The sequence below is a fragment of the Streptosporangium sp. CA-115845 genome, assembly GCF_050943795.1.
Classification (GTDB): Bacteria; Actinomycetota; Actinomycetes; order Streptosporangiales; family Streptosporangiaceae; genus Streptosporangium.
This window is the reverse complement of the sequence record NZ_CP191988.1, coordinates 1,923,173-1,940,330: the sequence shown is the minus strand read 5'-3', so window position 1 is coordinate 1,940,330 and position 17,158 is coordinate 1,923,173. Positions and strand designations below refer to the sequence as shown.

The window sequence follows — 17,158 nt, the reverse complement described above, 5'->3', positions numbered from 1 at the left end:
CGAGTCCCGATCAGGCCCTTCCCGCCCGATCAGGGCCGGCGCGCCCCGGCCGGAGCCCGAGCGTCCGGCCGGGACCCGAACCTCCGGTCAGGACTCGCGCATCGGGATGCGGACGTCCCGTTCCTCGGCCACTGCGACGGCCTCGTCGTAGCCGGCGTCGACGTGACGGATGACCCCCATGCCCGGGTCGTTGGTGAGTACCCGGTTGAGCTTCTCGGCACCGAGCCTGGTGCCGTCGGCGACGGTGACCTGGCCGGCGTGGATGGAGCGGCCGATGCCGACGCCACCGCCGTGGTGGATGGAAACCCACGCGGCACCGGAGGCGACGTTGAGCATGGCGTTCAGCAGCGGCCAGTCGGCGATCGCGTCGGAGCCGTCGGCCATGCCCTCGGTCTCCCGGTACGGGCTCGCCACGCTGCCGCAGTCGAGGTGGTCGCGGCCGATCACCAGCGGAGCCTCGATCTCCCCCGAGGCCACCATGTCGTTGAACCGCTCTCCGGCCAGGTGGCGCTCCCCGTATCCGAGCCAGCAGATACGGGCGGGCAGGCCCTGGAAGTGGACCTTCTCCCCGGCCATCCGGATCCACCTGGCGAGCGGCTCGTTGTCAGGGAAGAGCTCCAGGATCGCGCGGTCGGTCTTGGCGATGTCGGAGGGGGAGCCGGAGAGCGCGGCCCAGCGGAACGGGCCCTTGCCCTCGCAGAACAGCGGCCGGATGTAGGCGGGCACGAAGCCGGGGAAGTCGAACGCGCGACCGTAACCCGCCAGCCGGGCCTCGCCCCGGATCGAGTTGCCGTAGTCGAAGACCTCGGCTCCGGCGTCCTGGAAGCCGACCATGGCCTCCACGTGCCTGGCCATGGCCTCACGGGCCCTGCGGGTGAAGCCCGCCGGGTCCTTCTCCCGTTCGTCGGCCATGTCCTCGAAGGCCACGCCGATCGGCAGGTACATCAGCGGGTCGTGGGCGGAGGTCTGGTCGGTGACGACGTCGATCTCGGCGCCCCTGCGGAGCAGCTCGGGCACGATCTCGGCCGCGTTGCCCTCGACCCCGATGCTCAACGGCCTGCGCTGGTCGCGGGCCTCGTACGCCAGGCGCAGCGCCTCGTCGAGGTCGGCGGCGCGGACGTCCAGGTAGCGGTGCTCGATCCGCCGGTCGATCGACCTGGGGTCGCAGTCGACGCAGATCACCACGCCGCCGTTCATGGTCACGGCCAGCGGCTGCGCGCCGCCCATGCCGCCGAGCCCGGCGGTCAGCGTGATCGTCCCCGCGAGGCTCCCGCCGAACCGCTTGGCGGCCACGGCGCCGAAGGTCTCGTAGGTGCCCTGCAGGATGCCCTGGGTGCCGATGTAGATCCAGGAGCCCGCCGTCATCTGCCCGTACATGGTCAGTCCGGCGGCCTCCAGGCGCCGGAACTCCTCCCAGTCGGCCCAGTCGGGCACCAGGTTGGAGTTGGCGATGAGCACCCGCGGGGCCCACTCGTGGGTGCGGAACACGCCGACGGGACGGCCGGACTGCACCAGCAGCGTCTCGTCGCCCTCCAAGGTGGTCAGGGTGCGGGTGATCGCGTCGAAGGAGCGCCAGTCGCGGGCGGCCTTGCCCGAGCCGCCGTAGACGACAAGCTGTTCCGGATGCTCGGCCACCTCGGGATCCAGGTTGTTCTGGATCATGCGAAGCGCCGCTTCCTGCGGCCATCCCTTTGCGGTGAGCGTGGTACCGCGCGGCGCGCGCACAACCCGGCTGCCGGTCATGCCCGGACCTCCCCATCAAGAATGAATGAATACATTCATATTTGTCACCTGGAGGCTACAGGTCAACCCGGGAAGGGGTGTCACAGCAGGGGTGTCACGGGCGGCACGCCCGCGACACCCCCCCGGTGGTGGCCGTAACGATCGTCGCGCCCCGATCTTCGTCCCGCACGGACGGGATCGGGAGATCGAATGCGGCGCGCGCCCGATGGGCACCCCGGTGCGAAGGAGAGGCTTCGCACAGGCGGGGATGCCCGGTTCGCCGGACAGCGAATCAGACCATCAGCCCGGTGTCCGAATTATTCCTTTGTGAACGATATGAATTTACACAACCGCACCAGAACCACCGCGCTGCCTTCACCATGCCGGACGGCCGCCGAGCGGCGGGACTAGCCGGGCAGCAGGAGTTGGGTGGCGGCCAGCTCTCGGTAGAGGGCGTCGTCGGTGAGCAGCTCGCCGTGGGTGCCCACGGCCCGCACCCGGCCCGCCTCCATCACCACGATCCGGTCGGCACCGGTCACCGTGGAGAGGCGGTGTGCGATCACCAGCACCGTCGTCTCCGCCGCCACCTCCGCGATCACCTCGCGGAGCCGCAACTCGTTGACCGTCACCGGGCTTGAGCCGGTCGACCTCGGAGGCGCGCAGCCGCAGCATCCGGTCGACCAGGCCGCGGCGGGCGGAGAAGACGATGCTCTCCCCCATCCGCTCCAGCACGTAACTGCCCAGCGCGCCGATTCCGGCGCCCACGAGCACGGCGGCGGTCAGCCCCAGCACGGGGCCGCGCAGGGAGCGCTGCTCGCCGAAAGCGTCGACGACCGTCTTGGCCAGGAGCGGCATCGCCAATCCGGCCAGCGAGCCGACGAGGCTGAGCACCCCGCCCAGCAGCAGGATTTTTTGGTAGGGCCTTATATAGGCCACCAATAACCGCCAGGACGCGGTCTCGGACAATGCGACCCCCTTTGAAGCGACGCGATCCACCTACGACCGCTTTTCCTGTCTACCTGGTATGGGGCCGCCCCGAGCGTCTTCGCCGTGTTTCACAATGAAAGTCGATTACATCACTATTTGGTCAACCAAAATTGACACCAGGGGTCGACGAAGGCCCCGCCGGTTCGGCGCCGTTTCACGGCGGGCCGGCGGGGCCGTACCGAATGTCAGGAATCCAGGGAGGGGGTGAGGACCAGGCAGGCGTTGCTGCCCCCGAAGCCGAAGGAGTTGGACAGGACGGGGGCGACGGCCACGGACCGGGGTTCACCGTGCACGATGTCGATGAGGTCGGCCTCGGGGCCGCCCGCGAAGTTGGCGGTCGGGGGAATCAGGCCCTCTCGGGCCGACAGCAGGGCGATGACCGCCTCCAGTGCGCCCGCGCCGCCGACGAGATGGCCGGTCACGCCCTTGGTCGAGGTCACCGGGGGCGTACGGCCGCCGAAGCACGCGTGCAGGGCGGTGGCCTCGGCGCTGTCGTTGTGCGGGGTCGAGGTCCCGTGGGCGTTGACGTGCCCGATGTCACCGGCGTCGAGTCCGGCGTCGAGCAGGGCGGCGCGCATGCACTCGGCCGCCACTGAGCCGTCCCTGAGCGGCGCCACGATGTGGTTGGCATCGCAGTTGGCCGCGTATCCGCTGACCTCGCCGTAGACACGGGCACCCCGCGCCTCGGCGAGGTCGGCGCGCTCCAGGACCAGAAAGGCCGCGCCCTCCCCCATGACGAAGCCGTCACGGTCGGCGTCGAACGGGCGGGACGCCTCCGAGGGAGAGTGCGTCCGCTCCGACAGGGCGCCGACCCGGGCGAAGGCCTCCATCGCGAGCGGGGAGAGCAGCGCGTCCAGGCCTCCGGCGACGGCGGAGCCGACCACGCCCGAGCGGATCGCGCGCAGCGCCTCGCCGATCGCGGTGGCCCCGCTGGCGCAGGCCGTGTTGAAGGTGAGGCATGGCCCCCTGAAGCCGTACCTGATGGCGACGCGTGAGGCGGTCGAGCTGGACATCAGCGTCGGAACCGCGTGGACCGGCACCTTCTCCCTGCCGAGCGTGTGCCCCACGATCAGGTTCTCCAGGGTGGCGAACCCGCCGCCGCCGGTGCCCACGTACACCCCGCAGCCCTCGGCGGGCAGGCCGTCCGCGTCGGCGACGGCGTCGATCGCCGCGGCGAGGCCGATCCGGGAGGTCCGGTCGAGGGTCCGGAGCTCGCGCCCGCCGAAGTAGTCATCCGGCTCGAACGGCGCCAGCGGGCACCCGATCGAGACCGGCACCCGGGCGTCGGCCAGTTCGGGGATGGCGGTCGCGAGCGACTTGCCCGCGAGCACCGTGGCGAAGACGTCCCCCGCCGTGTTACCCGCCGGACTCTTGACCCCCAGACCTGTGACAACGACGCGCGTCACCGGGCCGCCAGCGCGGCGTGCAGTACGCCCGCCATGTCGGCGACGGTCTGCGCCCCGGCGAAGTCGCTGGGGTCGAGCTGGATGCCCAGCCTCTCCTCGATGATGACGGAGATCTCCACCCATTCCAGGCTGTCGATCTGGTGGTCGGCGATGGTGGCCCCCGGCTTCACCTGATCGCTCGGTACGCTCAGCACCTCGGCGATCGCCGACCGGACCACGGATATCGCTGAATCGAGGCTTGTCATTCGCCCACCTTTAAAAGGATTGGTCCACTCGCGCCCCTGCAATGCCTTCGGACTATAGCGAAACAGACATATATTCTGTCTATGTACGGTCAGGCGGAATTCTTGAAATTTCTACTCATTAAGTGATGAGCGGCGCGGGGAAAAACCGCACCTCCCGGAGCCGGCCCGAGGATCGGCCGCGTGCCGGCGCCCCGCCGATCCGGAGCCGGCTCGGCAAGGAGCCCATCGGCGGAACACCGGCGAGCGGGGTCAGTGGCGGCGGACGCCGTACTCCCTGCGCATCTCCACGACGGTGTCCAGGATCTCGTCCTGGGTCTTCAGCAGCCTCGCCTCGGCCTCCTCGGTTCTGGCCTCGGCCACCAGCCGGCGGTTGCCCGTCCGGCCGGCCAGCCTCCGCTTGGTCCTGGCCTTCAGTTCGCGCAGGTTGAACTTCTCGATCAGACCCATGATCAGCACCCCTTCGGCAGGCAGGGCCGTCATCTGCCCGGCGGGCGGCCGGATATGCACGGGTTTGAAAGCTCACCACGACCGTGCCGCCGCTTTCCCCGCGTCCCTCAGTCGGGGTCGGGGACGTCGTCGTAGTCGATGTCGCCCTCCTCCGCGCGGCGCAGCCCGATGTCCTCCACCCAGGCGCCGGCGAACCGGCGGATCTCCCCGAGCTGCTCGCCCCGCACGCCGTGGGCCTCGAAGTCCTCGTCGGCGATCAGGGCGACGAACTCCAGCCGCATCACCAGCTCGGCGAGCGAGAACCCCACGTCGTGCAGGCGGGCGAGGTGTTCGAGTTCACGGAAGCCGTACGGCCCGGAGATCGAGGCGACGTCGATGACGTCGCGGGCGAGACCGCGCTCGTGCAGTGCCCACACCCGCGGGCCGACCTCGGCTCCCGGTCCACACGGCGAGGGCGACGGCGACGGCATCGGCGGCTCAGCGGCGGGAACGGCGGCGGGTGGAGGGAAGGTCATGACGGCCGGAGACGAACTCCTGGAAGGCGATCTTGCCGCGGATCACCGGGCGGCGCCAGCGCTCCTCGCGGCGCTCGGCCCTGGCCATCTTGCGGAGCCGCGGGTGCCGGGCGCCCGGGGCGAAGAACCAGTGCGCCCAGGGCGATCCCGGGCGGGCCAGCCGCACGGCCCCCGGCACCAGGAGGATCGGCACGAACAGTCCGACCAGGCCCGTCCAGATCTTGCCCTTGAGCAGCGTGACCACGGCGAGCCCGAGGTTGGTCACGATGAGGCCGGCGGTCAGCCAGGTGCCCCTGGGGGTGCCGTCGGAGTTCTCCCAGCCGAGCGGGCGCAAGCCGAGCAGGAGCAGGCCGGTGATCGCGACGGCGATGAACACCGCGTCGACGGAGGCTCGGCCCTCCTCCTCCCAGTAGACGTCGCGCAGGTGCAGGATCAGCGCGAACTCGTCGAGGACGAGGGCGGCGCCGATGCCGAAGATCACCGCCGTCACCGCGTACCAGCCCTCGGAGACCCCGGAGACGATGAGGCCGGACACCCCGCCGAGCAGGGTCAGCACCACGCCGAACACCACGTGGTGAATGTGCATCTCGCCGACGTTGACATTACGGAACCAGCCGATCTTGGCCCGGATGAGCCGGACGTTGATCCTGGTGAACACGAAGGCGACGATCAGCGCGACGAAGAAACAGAACAGCGGCAGCCGCCCTGTTTCCATGATCCGATCTCGGAACAAATCTCCCACCGTGTCATCAGGCTATGCGAGGAAGCCCCGTAGCAGCGCGGCGGTGCCCTCAAGATGCTCGGCCACGGCGCGGCGCGCGCCCTCGGGGTCGCCGGCCAGGATCGCCGTCACGATCGCCTCGTGCTGGATCACGGCGTGCTCGATGTTGCGCCGGAGCACCGGGATGGCGTTGAGCAGGTCGGTGACCCGCAGCCGGGCGTCGGCGCAGGCCGCGGCGAGCAGCGGGGAGCCGGTCAGCTCGGCGATGGCCAGGTGGAAGGCCGTGTCGAGACGGCGGTAGTCGTCGGGCCCCGCCGAGTTGACCTCGCGCAGCCGCTCCCGCAGGGTGTCGCGCCGCTCCTCGGTGAGCGCGGTGGTGGCGAGTACCTGGGCGGCGCCGCACTCCACGGCCATCCTGAAGGTGAGCGCGTCGCCCAGGTCGTCGGTGCCCATGTCGGCGACCGCCCTGCGCAGGTCGTCACGGCGCGGGCGCGGCGGGGTGTAGGTGAGAAAGGCGCCGCCGTACCTGCCACGGCGCACGGTGAGGTAGCCCGCCTCCGCCAGGGCGCGGATGGCCTCGCGCAGGGTGACCCTGCTGATCCCGAGCTGGGCGGCGAGTTCCCGCTCGGGCGGCAGCTTCTCGGCTACCAGCCCCAGCTTGATGACCTGGAGCAGGCGCTCCACGGTCTCCTCGAACGCGTTACCCGCGCGCACCGGCCGCAACACGGTCGCCAGTCGCGACACCTCGTCCAATTGATCTCCTCCGACCCTTGACAATGCTCCCCCCGCTACACGTCAATGGTCTGACACTAGCCCAATAAGACTCCGGCGAGGAGGGCGTGTGGACGTCCGCGAACTTCACGACGAGGTGCGGGCAGGACGGATCGACACCGTGCTGCTGGCGATCGTCGACATGCAGGGCCGCCTGCAGGGGAAACGCCTGTCGGCACGTTACTTCCTGCAGGAGGTGCTGGGACACGCCTCCGAGGGATGCAACTACCTGCTCGCGGTCGACGTCGACATGAACACGGTCGACGGCTACGCGATGTCCTCCTGGGAGCGGGGATACGGCGACTTCGTCATGAGACCCGATGTGTCCACCCTGCGCCGGGTGCCGTGGCAGGAGGGGACGGCCCTGGTGATGGCCGACCTGCTCTGGGAGGACGGCTCCGACGTGGCCGCCTCGCCGCGGCAGATCCTGCGCCGGCAACTCGCCCGGCTGGCCGAGCGGGGCTGGGGGGCGTTCGTCGGGACCGAGCTGGAGTTCGTGATCTTCAACGACAGCTACGAGGACGCCTGGCGCGGCGGTTACCGTGACCTGACGCCCGCCAACCTCTACAACGTCGACTACTCCCTCCTCGGCACCGCCAGGGTCGAGCCGCTGCTGCGCAGGATCAGGCTCGGCATGGAGGGCGCGGGCATGTACGTCGAGTCGGCCAAGGGCGAGTGCAACCTCGGCCAGCACGAGATCGCCTTCCGCTTCGGCGAGGCCCTGTCCAGCTGCGACGACCACGCCGTCTACAAGAACGGCGCCAAGGAGATCGCCGCCCAGGAGGGCATGTCGATCACCTTCATGGCCAAACCGAACCAGCGCGAGGGCAACTCCTGCCACATCCACATCTCGCTCAGGGACACCGCCGGAGAGCCGGTCATGGCGGGTTCCGAGGCGCACGGACTGTCCGCGACGGGACAGCACTTCATCGCCGGTCAGCTCGCCCTCATGCGCGAGCTGACCCTGCTGTACGCGCCGAACGTCAACTCCTACAAGCGGTACGTGCCGGGCAGCTTCGCCCCCACCGCCGTCAAGTGGGGCGTGGACAACAGGACGTGCGCGCTGCGCCTGGTCGGCCACGGCCCCTCGCTACGGATCGAGAACCGGGTGCCCGGCGGCGACGTCAACCCCTACCTGGCGGTCTCGGCACTGGTCGCGGCCGGGCTGCACGGCATCGAGAACGAACTGCCGCTTGAGGAGGCGGTCACGGGGAACGCCTACACCTCGGGCGCGGAGACCGTCCCGCACACCCTGCGGGACGCGCTGGAGCTCTGGGAGGGCTCCGCGTTCGCGGCCTCCGTCTTCGGCGAGGACGTGGTGGCGCACTACGCGAACAACGCCCGGACCGAGCTGGCCGCCTTCGACGCGGCGGTGACCGACTGGGAGCTGTTCCGAGGATTCGAACGGATGTGACGGTGAAGATCATAAATCCGGCGACAGCAGAGGTGATCGCCGAGATCGAGATGGCGGACGCCGCCGAGGTCGACAGGGCGGTGGAGCGCGCGAGAAGGGCCTTCGCCACCTGGCGGGGCGTCGGCCCCTCCGACCGGGCCCGGCTGCTGCGCCGGTTCGCCTCGCTGGTGCGCGAGCACGCCGAGGAACTGGCCCTGCTGGAGGTCGCGGGCGCCGGGCACACGATCGGCAACGCCCGCTGGGAGGCGGGCAACGTCGCCGACGTGCTCGACTTCTACGCCGGGGCGCCCGAGCGTGACCACGGCCTGCAGATCCCGGTGCCCGGCGGCCTGGACGTCACCTTCAGGGAACCGCTGGGCGTCGTCGGCGTGATCGTGCCGTGGAACTTCCCGATGGTCATCATGACCTGGGGGACGGCCCCGGCGCTGGCCGCGGGCAACACCGTGATCGTCAAGCCCGCCGAGTGGACACCGCTGACCGCCCTGCGCCTGGCCGAGCTGGCCCTGGCCGCCGGGCTGCCCGAGGGGGTGTTCCAGGTCCTGCCCGGCGCCGGAGAGGTCGCGGGCGCCCGGCTGGTCGAGCACCCGGAGGTGGCGAAGATCGTGTTCACCGGCTCCACCGAGGTGGGCAAGGAGATCGCCGCCGTCTGCGCCGGGCAGGTCAAGCGGCTCACCCTGGAGCTGGGCGGCAAGAGCGCCAACGTGGTCTTCGCCGACGCCGACCTGGAACGGGCGGCGGCGACCGCGCCGTACGCGGTCTTCGACAACGCGGGCCAGGACTGCTGCGCGCGCTCCCGGATCCTGGTCGAGCGCTCGGTGCACGACGAGTTCCTGGCCCGGTTCGGCGAGGCCGTGCTGAAGGTCAGGGTCGGCGACCCCCGCGACGAGAGCACCGAGATGGGCCCGCTGATCAGCGCCGAACACCGGGAGCGGGTGGCCTCCTACGTCACCGAGCCGCCCCACCTGCGGGGCACCTGCCCGTCGGGGCCGGGGTTCTGGTTCCCGGCGACGGTCCTGACCCCGAGTTCGGCCGACGACCGGGCGTTCACCGAGGAGATCTTCGGACCGGTGGTGTCGGTGCTGCCGTTCGACGACGAGGCGGACGCCGTGCGGATCGCCAACGACACCCCGTACGGCCTGAGCGGGTCCATCTGGACCCGTGACGTCGGCCGGGCGCTCCGGGTGGCCAGGGCCGTCGAGGCGGGCAACCTGAGCGTCAACTCGCATTCGAGCGTCCGCTACTGGACCCCGTTCGGCGGTTTCAAGCAGTCGGGCCTCGGCCGTGAGCTGGGACCGGACGCCCTGTCAGCGTTCACCGAGACCAAGAACGTCTTCATTTCCGAGGAGTAGAAGCGATGCTGCGTTTGCAGGACCGGGTGGCCGTCATCACCGGCGCCGGCAGCGGGATCGGCCTGGCCACCGCGCGCCGGTTCGCCGAGGAGGGCGCCCGCGTCGTGTGCGTGGACCTGGACGAGACGACCGGTGCGGCGGCCGCGGCCGAGGTCGGCGGCCTGTTCGTGAAGGCCGACGTGACCAGCGAGGACGACGTCGTCCGGATGTTCCAGACCGCGTTCGACAGCTACGGCAGCGTGGACATCGCGTTCAACAACGCGGGCATCTCACCGCCGGAGGACGACTCGATCCTGGAGACCGGCCTCGACGCCTGGCGCCGGGTCCAGGAGGTCAACCTCACCTCCGTCTACCTGTGCTGCAAGCACGCCATCCCGTACATGCGGCGGCAGGGCAAGGGGTCGATCATCAACACCGCGTCGTTCGTGGCCGTGATGGGCTCGGCGACCAGCCAGATCTCCTACACCGCCTCCAAGGGCGGGGTGCTGGCGATGTCGCGCGAACTGGGCGTGCAGTTCGCCCGCGAGGGCATCCGGGTCAACGCGCTCTGCCCCGGCCCGGTCAACACCCCGCTGCTGCAGGAGCTGTTCGCCAAGGACCCCGAGCGGGCACAGCGCCGCCTGGTGCACATCCCGATCGGCCGCTTCGCCGAGGCGACCGAGATCGCCGCCGCGGTGGCGTTCCTCGCCTCGGACGACGCGAGCTTCATCACCGGCTCGGAGTTCCTGGTGGACGGCGGCATCTCGGGCGCCTACGTCACGCCACTCTGACCGCTCCCCGCCATCTCCGCTCCCGCCACCTTCGCGACCGGCGGTGGCGGGATTTGCCCGGGCCATACCCTGGCCCCGATAACGTGCGAGGACGTGGGCGGATGTCCCATGTCCCCGGCGTCCGCGTGAGAAAGAGACCATGTCCCGTCCCGTCATCGGCATCACCTGCTACGTCGAGCCCGCGAGGTTCACCGTCTGGGAGACGACCACCGCGCTGCTGCCGTACGACTACGTCGACCACGTGGCCCGCGCGGGCGGGCAGCCGGTGATCCTGCCACCCGCGGGCGACCCCGCGGCGCTCGTGGAGCGCCTGGACGGGCTGATCCTGGCCGGCGGCGGGGACGTCGGCCCGGAGCGGTACGGGCAGGAGCCGCACGAGCGGACCGGCTACGTCCGGCCGTTCCGCGACGACGCCGAACTGGGACTGGTCCGGGCGACGCTGGAGCGGGACCTGCCCTTCCTCGGCATCTGCAGGGGCATGCAGATCCTGAACGTCGCCCTCGGCGGCGGCCTCCACCAGCACCTGCCCGACGTGGTGGGCCACCAGGGGCACGCCCCGGCCCCCGGCAGCTACGGCAGGATGCCGGTGCGGCTCGCCCCCGGCAGCCTGACCTCGAAGGTCTTCGGGACCGAGACCGTGGACGTGGCCCACTACCACCACCAGGCCGTCGACCTGCTCGCCGAGGGCCTGACCGTGACCGCCCACGCCGAGGACGGCACGGTGGAGGCCGTGGAGGTGGAGGATCACCCGTTCGCCCTCGCCGTCCAGTGGCATCCCGAGACCGACGACGAGCCGGCCCTGTTCGAGGCGCTGGTCCGGCACGCCCGCCGCTGAGCGGCCCGCTCACCGTGGGGCGGAGCACCGGAGCCGGGCTCATTCCCGCGTGAGGATCAGGGCCAGCGGGAGCCGCTGCACCAGCAGGGCGGGAACAGCGGAGGCCAGGGCCGCGAGCGTGACGGCCACCACCGCCGCGACCGCCGCTCCCACGACCACCGCACTCGGCAGGTCGCCCGCCAGCGCGAACGCGGCCGTCACCCCGCCCAGGACCCCGGCGAGGGCGCCGAGCAGGCCGATACCGGCCCCCTCCAGGACGATCAGCCGGGCCAGCGAGCCCCCCGACCAGCCCGAGGCGCGCAGCGCGGCCAGTTCGGTGTCGCGCTCCCGTACCCCCAGGTAGAGCACGTCGGCCACGGCCAGCACCGCCAGCCCGAACATCACCGCGACAGCCGCGTAGTCGGCCGGGCGGGCCTGCACCACTATGGCGTCGCCGAGCAGCGAGCCCACCACCCGGCCGCGGAAGCCGTAGGTGACGCCGAGCAGCACCGTCAGCCCGAAGACCGCGGCCGCGAGCGTCGCCGCGCCCAGCAGGGTCCGCCCGGGGGACCTGGTCAACCCGCTCACCGCGAGCCCGGCCACCCCGCGCGGCGAGCGCGCCCTGCGCGGCAGCCGCACGGCCGGCCGCACCGCCTCCGCGGGCGGCACCCGCGAGGCCCGCCAGGCAGGGACCAGGCCCGCCGACAGCGCCAGCATCACCGCCGCCGGGACCGCCAGCCACGCCCGCTGCCCCGGCGGCGCGACCCCTGACCACAGGGCGACAGGCCAGGCCAGCGCGACGGACAGCAGGCCCGCCAGCAGGCCGATGGCGCCGACCTCACAGAGCACGGTCCCGAACAGTTTCGGCCGCGACCAGCCCAGGCAGGCCAGCACGCCGAGCTCGGACCTCCTGGCCCGCACGGTCGCCGCCGCACCGTTGAGCACGAACAACCCGCAGACGGCCAGGACCAGTACGAACAACACGAGCGACTTGCGGTCGGCGGCGTTCAGGATCCGGTAGGCGACGTTCTTGTTCACCCAGTCCTCCCGGAGGGTCAGCGCGGGGCGCCCGAAGGACCCGGCGGGCAGGTCCACCGTCATCGGCGACGGCGACGAGCCGACCGTGATGTCCACCTTCAGTCCGGTGGCCGCCACGATGTCCCTGGCCACCTGACTGATCCGCTCCCGGCTGACCGGATCGGGCCCGGTGACACCGTCGACCCGCACCCGTATGACGCTCAGCGGCGCCCGCGCCGCGGGCCGCCCCTCGGTCCTCTCCGCGATCTCCGCCAGCCACTGCAGGCTGGTGAGAAGCAGGGGCGGCGTCTGGAGGTATCCGGCGACGTTGTCGTTGGGCAGCAGAGCCCGGCCGCCGAGGAGCGCGGCGGTTCGGCCGTCGCCCGGCGTGGCGACCGGTGGGTTGTAGGTCTCCATGGGGAGCCGGGTCAGCTCGCTGAAACCGGGCAGCCTGGCCGGGTCGAACCGTCCGACGACGCGGGACTTGAGGTCCCCGGTGTAGCGTCTGGAGATCGCCCTGCGGTTCAGCGTGCGGAACTGGGTGTCGGATGCCCCGACCGTCGCGCCCGGGAAGTCCTTGGCCACGCCCGCCACCCCCGAGAACCACGGATCCTTCCAGACACCGGACCCGTTCCGCACCGGGAGCGCGGCGAGCTCACGCGCTCCCCGCTGCCGGTACTCGACGGGCCCGGATGCCCAGTACCTCGTCAACGGCACGTAGTGCCCGTCCGACAGGTCCGACCACCGGTCGAGCATCGACTCGTAGACCTGTCCGGCGTCGAGGGTGAGACGCCTGACCTCCTCGCCCCGGTTCGCGGCGAGATAGGGCAGAAGCCTCTTGGCCGGCACGCCCTCGGTGACCTTCTCGGCCGCCTCGGCGGGCAGCCGCCGGATCACGACCTCGTCCCGCTGGTCCGCGTAGGGCACCGAGGCCGCGATCAGCGGGATCTCGTTGGGATCGTCCCTGGCCGCCTTCGCCGTGAGGTAACGTCCCTCGACCATCGCCCCCGCCAACCCGGCCAGCCGGGCCTCGGCATCCGGGTCGACGGCCGCGAGCACGAACGGGAACTCCTGGTAGAGCGGCACGCCCGCCTGGCCGGGCTTCAATCCGTTCCAGAAGTATCCGCCACCGTCGCCCAGACCGGTCCGCGTGGACCAGTAGCCGCGGTCGGGGAGCATCCGCTCGGAGGGGAACGGGCTGGTCCTCGCCGGGTCCTGCGACCAGCCGAGCGAGGTCGCCAACCGGACCCGCCGGCCGCCGGGCAGTTCCTCCTCGGCCGCCTCGACGAACTCTCCCCCGTCCGCGACCTCTGTGAAGTCGAGCGTGACGGGGCGGCGGGTGACGTACTCGTACCGGGGCTGCAGGAACGGGATCCGGGTGAGGCCCCGGTCGGTGACCCGGGTGCGCTCCACGCGCAGCATCGTGCGGTCGCCCTCGTGCAGCAGGTCCGTCACGTCGACCCGGACACCTGCCGTGTGCACGACATGACCGATCATGCCGATCGGGGCGGCGACCTCGACGCCGTTGACCCGCTTGATCCGCTCGTACTGGTCGAAGGTGATCCCCCCGAAGATGCCCGACAGGTAGTTGGCGCGGACCAGCCCCTGCGACCGCTCGATGGCGGTGGCCGAGTTCTCCGGGCGGACCAGGATGTCGTACTGCGCCCGGAAGTTCTCCCCGACGGTGCCGATGATCTCCAGACGCTGGGTCTCGGCGGTGCCGGTCAGCACGGTGAACCCGGTGGCCGCGACCACGATGCCGAGCAGGAGCACCAGTGCCCGGACGAGCCGGTGGCGAAGCTGGGCCCAGACCAGGCGGGTCATCCGAGCCGCCCGATCCGGCCGAGCACGTCCTGGGCGGGCGTCACCCGGTCGTCGCCGGTGATCCGGCCGTCACGCATCCGAACCACCCGGTCGCACGCCGCCGCCACCTCGGGGTTGTGGGTGGCGACCAGCATGGTCATGCCGTACTCCTCCCGCAGGGAGAACAGCAGGTCCACGATCTCCTGGCCGGTGACGCTGTCGAGGTTGCCGGTGGGCTCGTCCGCCAGGAGCAGAGGCGGATGGGCGATCAGCGCCCGGGCGATCGCCACCCGCTGCTGCTGCCCGCCGGAGAGCTCGCCGGGCAGCGCCCGTTCCCGGTCGGCCAGCCCGACCGCGGCCAGCAGTTCCCTGGCGCGGGCCCGGCGGTCGAAGCCCACCCTGCGCGGCAGCACGGGGGCGAGCACGTTGTCCAGCAGGCTCAGCGCCGGGAGCAGGTGGAAGCGCTGGAAGACGAAGCCCACCGCGCGCCGGTGCCGGTCGAGACCCCGGCGCCCGAGATCGTCGACGTGCTTCCCTCCGACGTGGATCTCGCCCCCGTCGGGGAGATCCATCGCACCGACGAGATGGAGGAGCGTGGACTTGCCCGCTCCCGAGGGCCCGGTGAACGCGACCGCCTGACCTGCCTCGACCTCCAGGCCGACCTCGTCGAGCGCCCTGGTGGAGCCGTGGACACGGCTGACGCCTCGCAGGCTGACTTCAACGCTCATGACCGATACATTGTCACAATGTACGAGGGTCCGTGAAGTTCCTATCTTGTGACAATGTAGGAATCATGCCACTTAGCCATGCCGTGCTCACCCTGCTGGCCGACGGGCCCAGCCACGGCTACGAACTCAAGGCCCGGTTCGAGGCGGCGGTCGGCCCCCAGTGGGGCGGCCTCAACATCGGGCACCTGTACCAGATCCTGGACCGGCTGGTCAGGGACGGCCACGTGACCCGCAGCCACGTGACCCAGAGCGACCGCCCGGACAAGACGCTGTACCGGCTGACCGAGAGCGGCGCCGGTGAGCTGCGGGATTGGGCGGGCGCTCCCTGGGTCCGCTCGTCGGGGTTCCGGGACGAACTGTTCCTCAAGCTGCTCGCGGCCACCCGGCTGGGCACGGACGCACTCGGCTCGTTCGTGTCCGCTCAGCGCCAGGCCTACCTCTCGGACCTGGCGGCGCTGACACGCCTGCGCCGCGAACAGGACGACCCTCTGGTGTCCCTGCTCATCGACGCGGCCATCGCGCACACCAGAGCCGACCTGCAGATCGTCGACGGCGCCGAGGAGCGCCTGGCGGCGATGGCCACCGCCGGCGCGGACGTGCACGCCGTAAGGCCCGAGGGCGATGGTCTCCGGGCACTGGGCGAGGGGGCCTGATCCCGGCCGGCAGGCGCGAGGGGATTTCGCTCGGCCGGTGCGGGCGGTTAGGCTGGCCGACGACACCGATGAACCCCGCGCGGGAGAGTGTCCTGACATCCAGGCCAGGACCCCTGAAGGAGCAAGCCCTCCCCGCGAACCTCTCAAGGCAAAGGACCGTGCGGGTAGGTGCCTCTGGAAAGCAGGTCCCACGACCTCGCCGAAGGTGAAAGTCCGGTAAAACCCGGATGAAACTCTCAGGCACCAATGACAGAGGGGGAGGATGATCTCATCTGTCCCTTGTCTGAGGTGCGAACATGTCCCGACCTACGCCGCTGCGCGGCGTGCACGAGTCCCTCGGCGCGACGCTGACCGACTTCGCGGGCTGGCTGATGCCGCTCCGCTACGGCAGCGAGTCCGCCGAGCACAACGCGGTCCGCCAGGCGGCCGGCCTGTTCGACCTCTCCCACATGGGCGAGATCTTCGTGACCGGCCCGCAGGCCGCCGAGGCACTCGACTACGCGCTGGTCGGCCACCTCTCCGCGCTGGCGCCCGGCCGCGCCCGCTACACGATGATCGTCGACGCCGGGGGCCGCGTGCTGGACGACCTGATCGTCTACCGGCTGGCCCCCGAAGAGTTCATGGTCGTCGCCAACGCCTCCAACTACCCCCGGGTGGCCGCCGAGCTGACCGAGCGCGCCAGGGACTTCGACGCCGCGGTGCGGGACCGCTCCGAGGAGTACGCGCTGGTCGCCGTCCAGGGGCCGCGCTCGGTGGAGATCCTGAGCACTCTCACCGACGCCGACCTGGACGGGCTCGGGTACTACGCGGGCCTGCCCGCCGTGGTGGCCGGACACGAGGCCCTCATCGCCCGCACCGGATACACCGGTGAGGATGGCTTCGAGCTGTTCGTCGCGGCCTCGGCGGCGGAACCCCTCTGGACCGCCCTCACCGAGGCGGGCGCGCCGCACGGGCTGGTCCCCGCCGGCCTGTCCGCGCGCGACACCCTCCGCCTGGAGGCGGGCATGCCGCTCTACGGCAACGAACTCTCCGCGGACCTCACTCCGTTCGACGCCGGGCTCGGCCGTGTGGTGAGGTTTGACAAGCCGGGCGACTTCGTCGGCCGGGCCGCCCTCGAACCGCTCAGGGACGTCCCGCCGGCCCGTCGTCTGGTCGGCCTGGTCGCAAGCGGCCGCAGGGTGCCCCGGCACGGGTATCCGGTGGTGGTCGCCGATGACGGCACGGTCGCCGGGGAGGTCACCAGCGGGGCGCCCTCCCAGACACTGGGCAGGCCCATCGCCATGGCCTTCGTGGACAGCGGCCTGTCGTCGGGGCTGGCCGTCGACATCCGGGGCAGCCGCGAGCCGGTCGAAGTCGTCGAACTGCCTTTCTACAGGAGGAAAAAATGAGCAGCATTCCCGAGGACCTGCACTACACCAAGGAACACGAGTGGATCGGCGGCGTCGACGACGGCCTGACCCTCACCGTGGGCATCACCGCCTACGCCGCCGAGGCGCTGGGCGACGTGGTCTACGTGCAGGTACCCGAGGTCGGCGCGTCGGTCGCCACCGGTGACGCCGTCGGCGAGGTCGAGTCGACCAAGTCGGTGAGTGACATCTTCGCACCGGTCACCGGCGAGGTCGTGGAGGTCAACCAGGCGGTCGTGGACGACCCCTCGCTGGTCAACAGCGACTCCTACGGCGACGGCTGGCTGTTCCGGGTACGTCTTGAGGGCTCCGCCGACGACCTGCTGTCGCCGGAGGAGTACACCGCGCTCACCTCGGGTGAGTCATAAGTTCGACGCCTCGCGTCACGGT

At 71.0% G+C, this 17,158-nt stretch carries 18 protein-coding genes and 2 riboswitches; of the genes, 8 read left to right on the top strand and 10 right to left on the bottom strand.

The window, feature by feature from the left end:
• Nucleotides 1–87 precede the first annotated feature (87 nt).
• Both hutU and ACQP0P_RS11175 read right to left on the bottom strand, forming a co-directional pair.
• Nucleotides 88–1,743 carry a urocanate hydratase gene (gene hutU / locus ACQP0P_RS11180; protein ID WP_433374512.1) on the bottom strand — a complete coding sequence of 552 codons (1,656 nt, stop codon included), beginning with the start codon at nucleotides 1,741–1,743 and terminating at the stop codon, nucleotides 88–90.
• Between the two features lie 386 nt (nucleotides 1,744–2,129).
• Nucleotides 2,130–2,351: a hypothetical protein gene (locus ACQP0P_RS11175; protein ID WP_433374509.1), complete on the bottom strand. Its 222-nt coding sequence runs from the start codon at nucleotides 2,349–2,351 to the stop codon at nucleotides 2,130–2,132.
• Between ACQP0P_RS11175 and ACQP0P_RS11170 the strand changes: the two genes are divergently transcribed.
• On the top strand, nucleotides 2,341–2,664 hold the full coding sequence (locus tag ACQP0P_RS11170; protein WP_433374506.1) for a hypothetical protein: 324 nt from the start codon (nucleotides 2,341–2,343) through the stop codon (nucleotides 2,662–2,664). The genes ACQP0P_RS11175 and ACQP0P_RS11170 overlap by 11 nt on opposite strands.
• A 230-nt stretch (nucleotides 2,665–2,894) precedes the next feature.
• Here the strand turns inward: ACQP0P_RS11170 and ACQP0P_RS11165 are convergent, their stop codons facing one another.
• The 6 genes from ACQP0P_RS11165 to ACQP0P_RS11140 all read right to left on the bottom strand — a co-directional run bounded on the left by ACQP0P_RS11165 (nucleotide 2,895) and on the right by ACQP0P_RS11140 (nucleotide 6,796).
• A complete protein-coding gene (locus ACQP0P_RS11165; protein ID WP_433374503.1) occupies nucleotides 2,895–4,115 on the bottom strand; it encodes a beta-ketoacyl-[acyl-carrier-protein] synthase family protein in 1,221 nt (406 codons plus the stop codon).
• Nucleotides 4,112–4,360: an acyl carrier protein gene (locus ACQP0P_RS11160; protein WP_433374500.1), complete on the bottom strand. Its 249-nt coding sequence runs from the start codon at nucleotides 4,358–4,360 to the stop codon at nucleotides 4,112–4,114. Before ACQP0P_RS11160 ends, ACQP0P_RS11165 begins: the two co-directional genes overlap by 4 nt.
• Nucleotides 4,361–4,609: 249 nt before the next feature.
• Nucleotides 4,610–4,840, bottom strand: coding sequence for a hypothetical protein (locus ACQP0P_RS11155; RefSeq protein WP_433374497.1), 231 nt, complete (start codon nucleotides 4,838–4,840; stop codon nucleotides 4,610–4,612).
• A gap of 74 nt (nucleotides 4,841–4,914) precedes the next feature.
• Nucleotides 4,915–5,322 carry a hypothetical protein gene (locus ACQP0P_RS11150; RefSeq protein ID WP_433374494.1) on the bottom strand — a complete coding sequence of 136 codons (408 nt, stop codon included), beginning with the start codon at nucleotides 5,320–5,322 and terminating at the stop codon, nucleotides 4,915–4,917.
• Nucleotides 5,285–6,037 carry a hypothetical protein gene (locus tag ACQP0P_RS11145; protein WP_433374491.1) on the bottom strand — a complete coding sequence of 251 codons (753 nt, stop codon included), beginning with the start codon at nucleotides 6,035–6,037 and terminating at the stop codon, nucleotides 5,285–5,287. Before ACQP0P_RS11145 ends, ACQP0P_RS11150 begins: the two co-directional genes overlap by 38 nt.
• A gap of 39 nt (nucleotides 6,038–6,076) precedes the next feature.
• Nucleotides 6,077–6,796, bottom strand: coding sequence for a FadR/GntR family transcriptional regulator (locus ACQP0P_RS11140; protein WP_433374488.1), 720 nt, complete (start codon nucleotides 6,794–6,796; stop codon nucleotides 6,077–6,079).
• 64 nt (nucleotides 6,797–6,860) lie between these two features.
• Here ACQP0P_RS11140 and ACQP0P_RS11135 point away from each other — a divergent pair, with 64 nt between their 5' ends.
• The 4 genes from ACQP0P_RS11135 to ACQP0P_RS11120 all read left to right on the top strand — a co-directional run bounded on the left by ACQP0P_RS11135 (nucleotide 6,861) and on the right by ACQP0P_RS11120 (nucleotide 11,182).
• A complete protein-coding gene (locus tag ACQP0P_RS11135; protein WP_433381808.1) occupies nucleotides 6,861–8,228 on the top strand; it encodes a glutamine synthetase family protein in 1,368 nt (455 codons plus the stop codon).
• A 50-nt stretch (nucleotides 8,229–8,278) separates the two neighbouring features.
• Nucleotides 8,279–9,577 carry an aldehyde dehydrogenase family protein gene (locus ACQP0P_RS11130; RefSeq protein WP_433381805.1) on the top strand — a complete coding sequence of 433 codons (1,299 nt, stop codon included), beginning with the start codon at nucleotides 8,279–8,281 and terminating at the stop codon, nucleotides 9,575–9,577.
• A gap of 5 nt (nucleotides 9,578–9,582) precedes the next feature.
• The gene (locus ACQP0P_RS11125) at nucleotides 9,583–10,347 is read left to right on the top strand and encodes a 3-oxoacyl-ACP reductase (RefSeq protein ID WP_433374486.1); all 765 of its coding nucleotides are present in this window, start codon (nucleotides 9,583–9,585) and stop codon (nucleotides 10,345–10,347) included.
• Nucleotides 10,348–10,486: 139 nt separating this feature from the next.
• Nucleotides 10,487–11,182, top strand: a complete 696-nt coding sequence (locus tag ACQP0P_RS11120) for a gamma-glutamyl-gamma-aminobutyrate hydrolase family protein (protein ID WP_433374483.1) — start codon at nucleotides 10,487–10,489, stop codon at nucleotides 11,180–11,182.
• Nucleotides 11,183–11,221: 39 nt separating this feature from the next.
• On the opposite strand, the gene ACQP0P_RS11115 is transcribed toward ACQP0P_RS11120, so the two are convergent.
• The gene (locus ACQP0P_RS11115; protein ID WP_433374480.1) at nucleotides 11,222–14,002 is read right to left on the bottom strand and encodes an FtsX-like permease family protein; all 2,781 of its coding nucleotides are present in this window, start codon (nucleotides 14,000–14,002) and stop codon (nucleotides 11,222–11,224) included.
• Nucleotides 13,999–14,709, bottom strand: coding sequence for an ABC transporter ATP-binding protein (locus ACQP0P_RS11110; RefSeq protein ID WP_433374477.1), 711 nt, complete (start codon nucleotides 14,707–14,709; stop codon nucleotides 13,999–14,001). The genes ACQP0P_RS11115 and ACQP0P_RS11110 overlap by 4 nt, the downstream gene beginning before the upstream one ends.
• Nucleotides 14,710–14,774: 65 nt before the next feature.
• Here ACQP0P_RS11110 and ACQP0P_RS11105 point away from each other — a divergent pair, with 65 nt between their 5' ends.
• The 3 genes from ACQP0P_RS11105 to gcvH all read left to right on the top strand — a co-directional run bounded on the left by ACQP0P_RS11105 (nucleotide 14,775) and on the right by gcvH (nucleotide 17,136).
• Nucleotides 14,775–15,362, top strand: a complete 588-nt coding sequence (locus ACQP0P_RS11105) for a PadR family transcriptional regulator (RefSeq protein WP_355621169.1) — start codon at nucleotides 14,775–14,777, stop codon at nucleotides 15,360–15,362.
• 70 nt (nucleotides 15,363–15,432) lie between these two features.
• Nucleotides 15,433–15,531, top strand: a riboswitch (glycine riboswitch).
• A 2-nt stretch (nucleotides 15,532–15,533) separates the two neighbouring features.
• Nucleotides 15,534–15,618, top strand: a riboswitch (glycine riboswitch).
• Between the two features lie 40 nt (nucleotides 15,619–15,658).
• Complete coding sequence (gene gcvT / locus ACQP0P_RS11100; protein WP_433374473.1) at nucleotides 15,659–16,750, top strand: glycine cleavage system aminomethyltransferase GcvT; 1,092 nt, start codon at nucleotides 15,659–15,661, stop codon at nucleotides 16,748–16,750.
• Nucleotides 16,747–17,136 carry a glycine cleavage system protein GcvH gene (gcvH, locus tag ACQP0P_RS11095; RefSeq protein WP_433374470.1) on the top strand — a complete coding sequence of 130 codons (390 nt, stop codon included), beginning with the start codon at nucleotides 16,747–16,749 and terminating at the stop codon, nucleotides 17,134–17,136. The genes gcvT and gcvH overlap by 4 nt, the downstream gene beginning before the upstream one ends.
• Nucleotides 17,137–17,158 lie beyond the last annotated feature (22 nt).

Bases quoted from the DNA above. Each gene is read 5' to 3' on its own strand.
- hutU (WP_433374512.1), bottom strand. From the start codon at position 1,743: ATGACCGGCAGCCGGGTTGTGCGCGCGCCGCGCGGTACCACGCTCACC.
- ACQP0P_RS11160 (WP_433374500.1), bottom strand. From the start codon at position 4,360: ATGACAAGCCTCGATTCAGCGATATCCGTGGTCCGGTCGGCGATCGCC.
- ACQP0P_RS11155 (WP_433374497.1), bottom strand. From the start codon at position 4,840: ATGACGGCCCTGCCTGCCGAAGGGGTGCTGATCATGGGTCTGATCGAG.
- ACQP0P_RS11150 (WP_433374494.1), bottom strand. From the start codon at position 5,322: ATGACCTTCCCTCCACCCGCCGCCGTTCCCGCCGCTGAGCCGCCGATG.
- ACQP0P_RS11145 (WP_433374491.1), bottom strand. From the start codon at position 6,037: ATGGAAACAGGGCGGCTGCCGCTGTTCTGTTTCTTCGTCGCGCTGATC.
- ACQP0P_RS11130 (WP_433381805.1), top strand. From the start codon at position 8,279: ATGGCGGACGCCGCCGAGGTCGACAGGGCGGTGGAGCGCGCGAGAAGG.
- ACQP0P_RS11125 (WP_433374486.1), top strand. From the start codon at position 9,583: ATGCTGCGTTTGCAGGACCGGGTGGCCGTCATCACCGGCGCCGGCAGC.
- ACQP0P_RS11120 (WP_433374483.1), top strand. From the start codon at position 10,487: ATGTCCCGTCCCGTCATCGGCATCACCTGCTACGTCGAGCCCGCGAGG.
- ACQP0P_RS11115 (WP_433374480.1), bottom strand. From the start codon at position 14,002: ATGACCCGCCTGGTCTGGGCCCAGCTTCGCCACCGGCTCGTCCGGGCA.
- ACQP0P_RS11110 (WP_433374477.1), bottom strand. From the start codon at position 14,709: ATGAGCGTTGAAGTCAGCCTGCGAGGCGTCAGCCGTGTCCACGGCTCC.
- ACQP0P_RS11105 (WP_355621169.1), top strand. From the start codon at position 14,775: ATGCCACTTAGCCATGCCGTGCTCACCCTGCTGGCCGACGGGCCCAGC.
- gcvT (WP_433374473.1), top strand. From the start codon at position 15,659: ATGTCCCGACCTACGCCGCTGCGCGGCGTGCACGAGTCCCTCGGCGCG.
- gcvH (WP_433374470.1), top strand. From the start codon at position 16,747: ATGAGCAGCATTCCCGAGGACCTGCACTACACCAAGGAACACGAGTGG.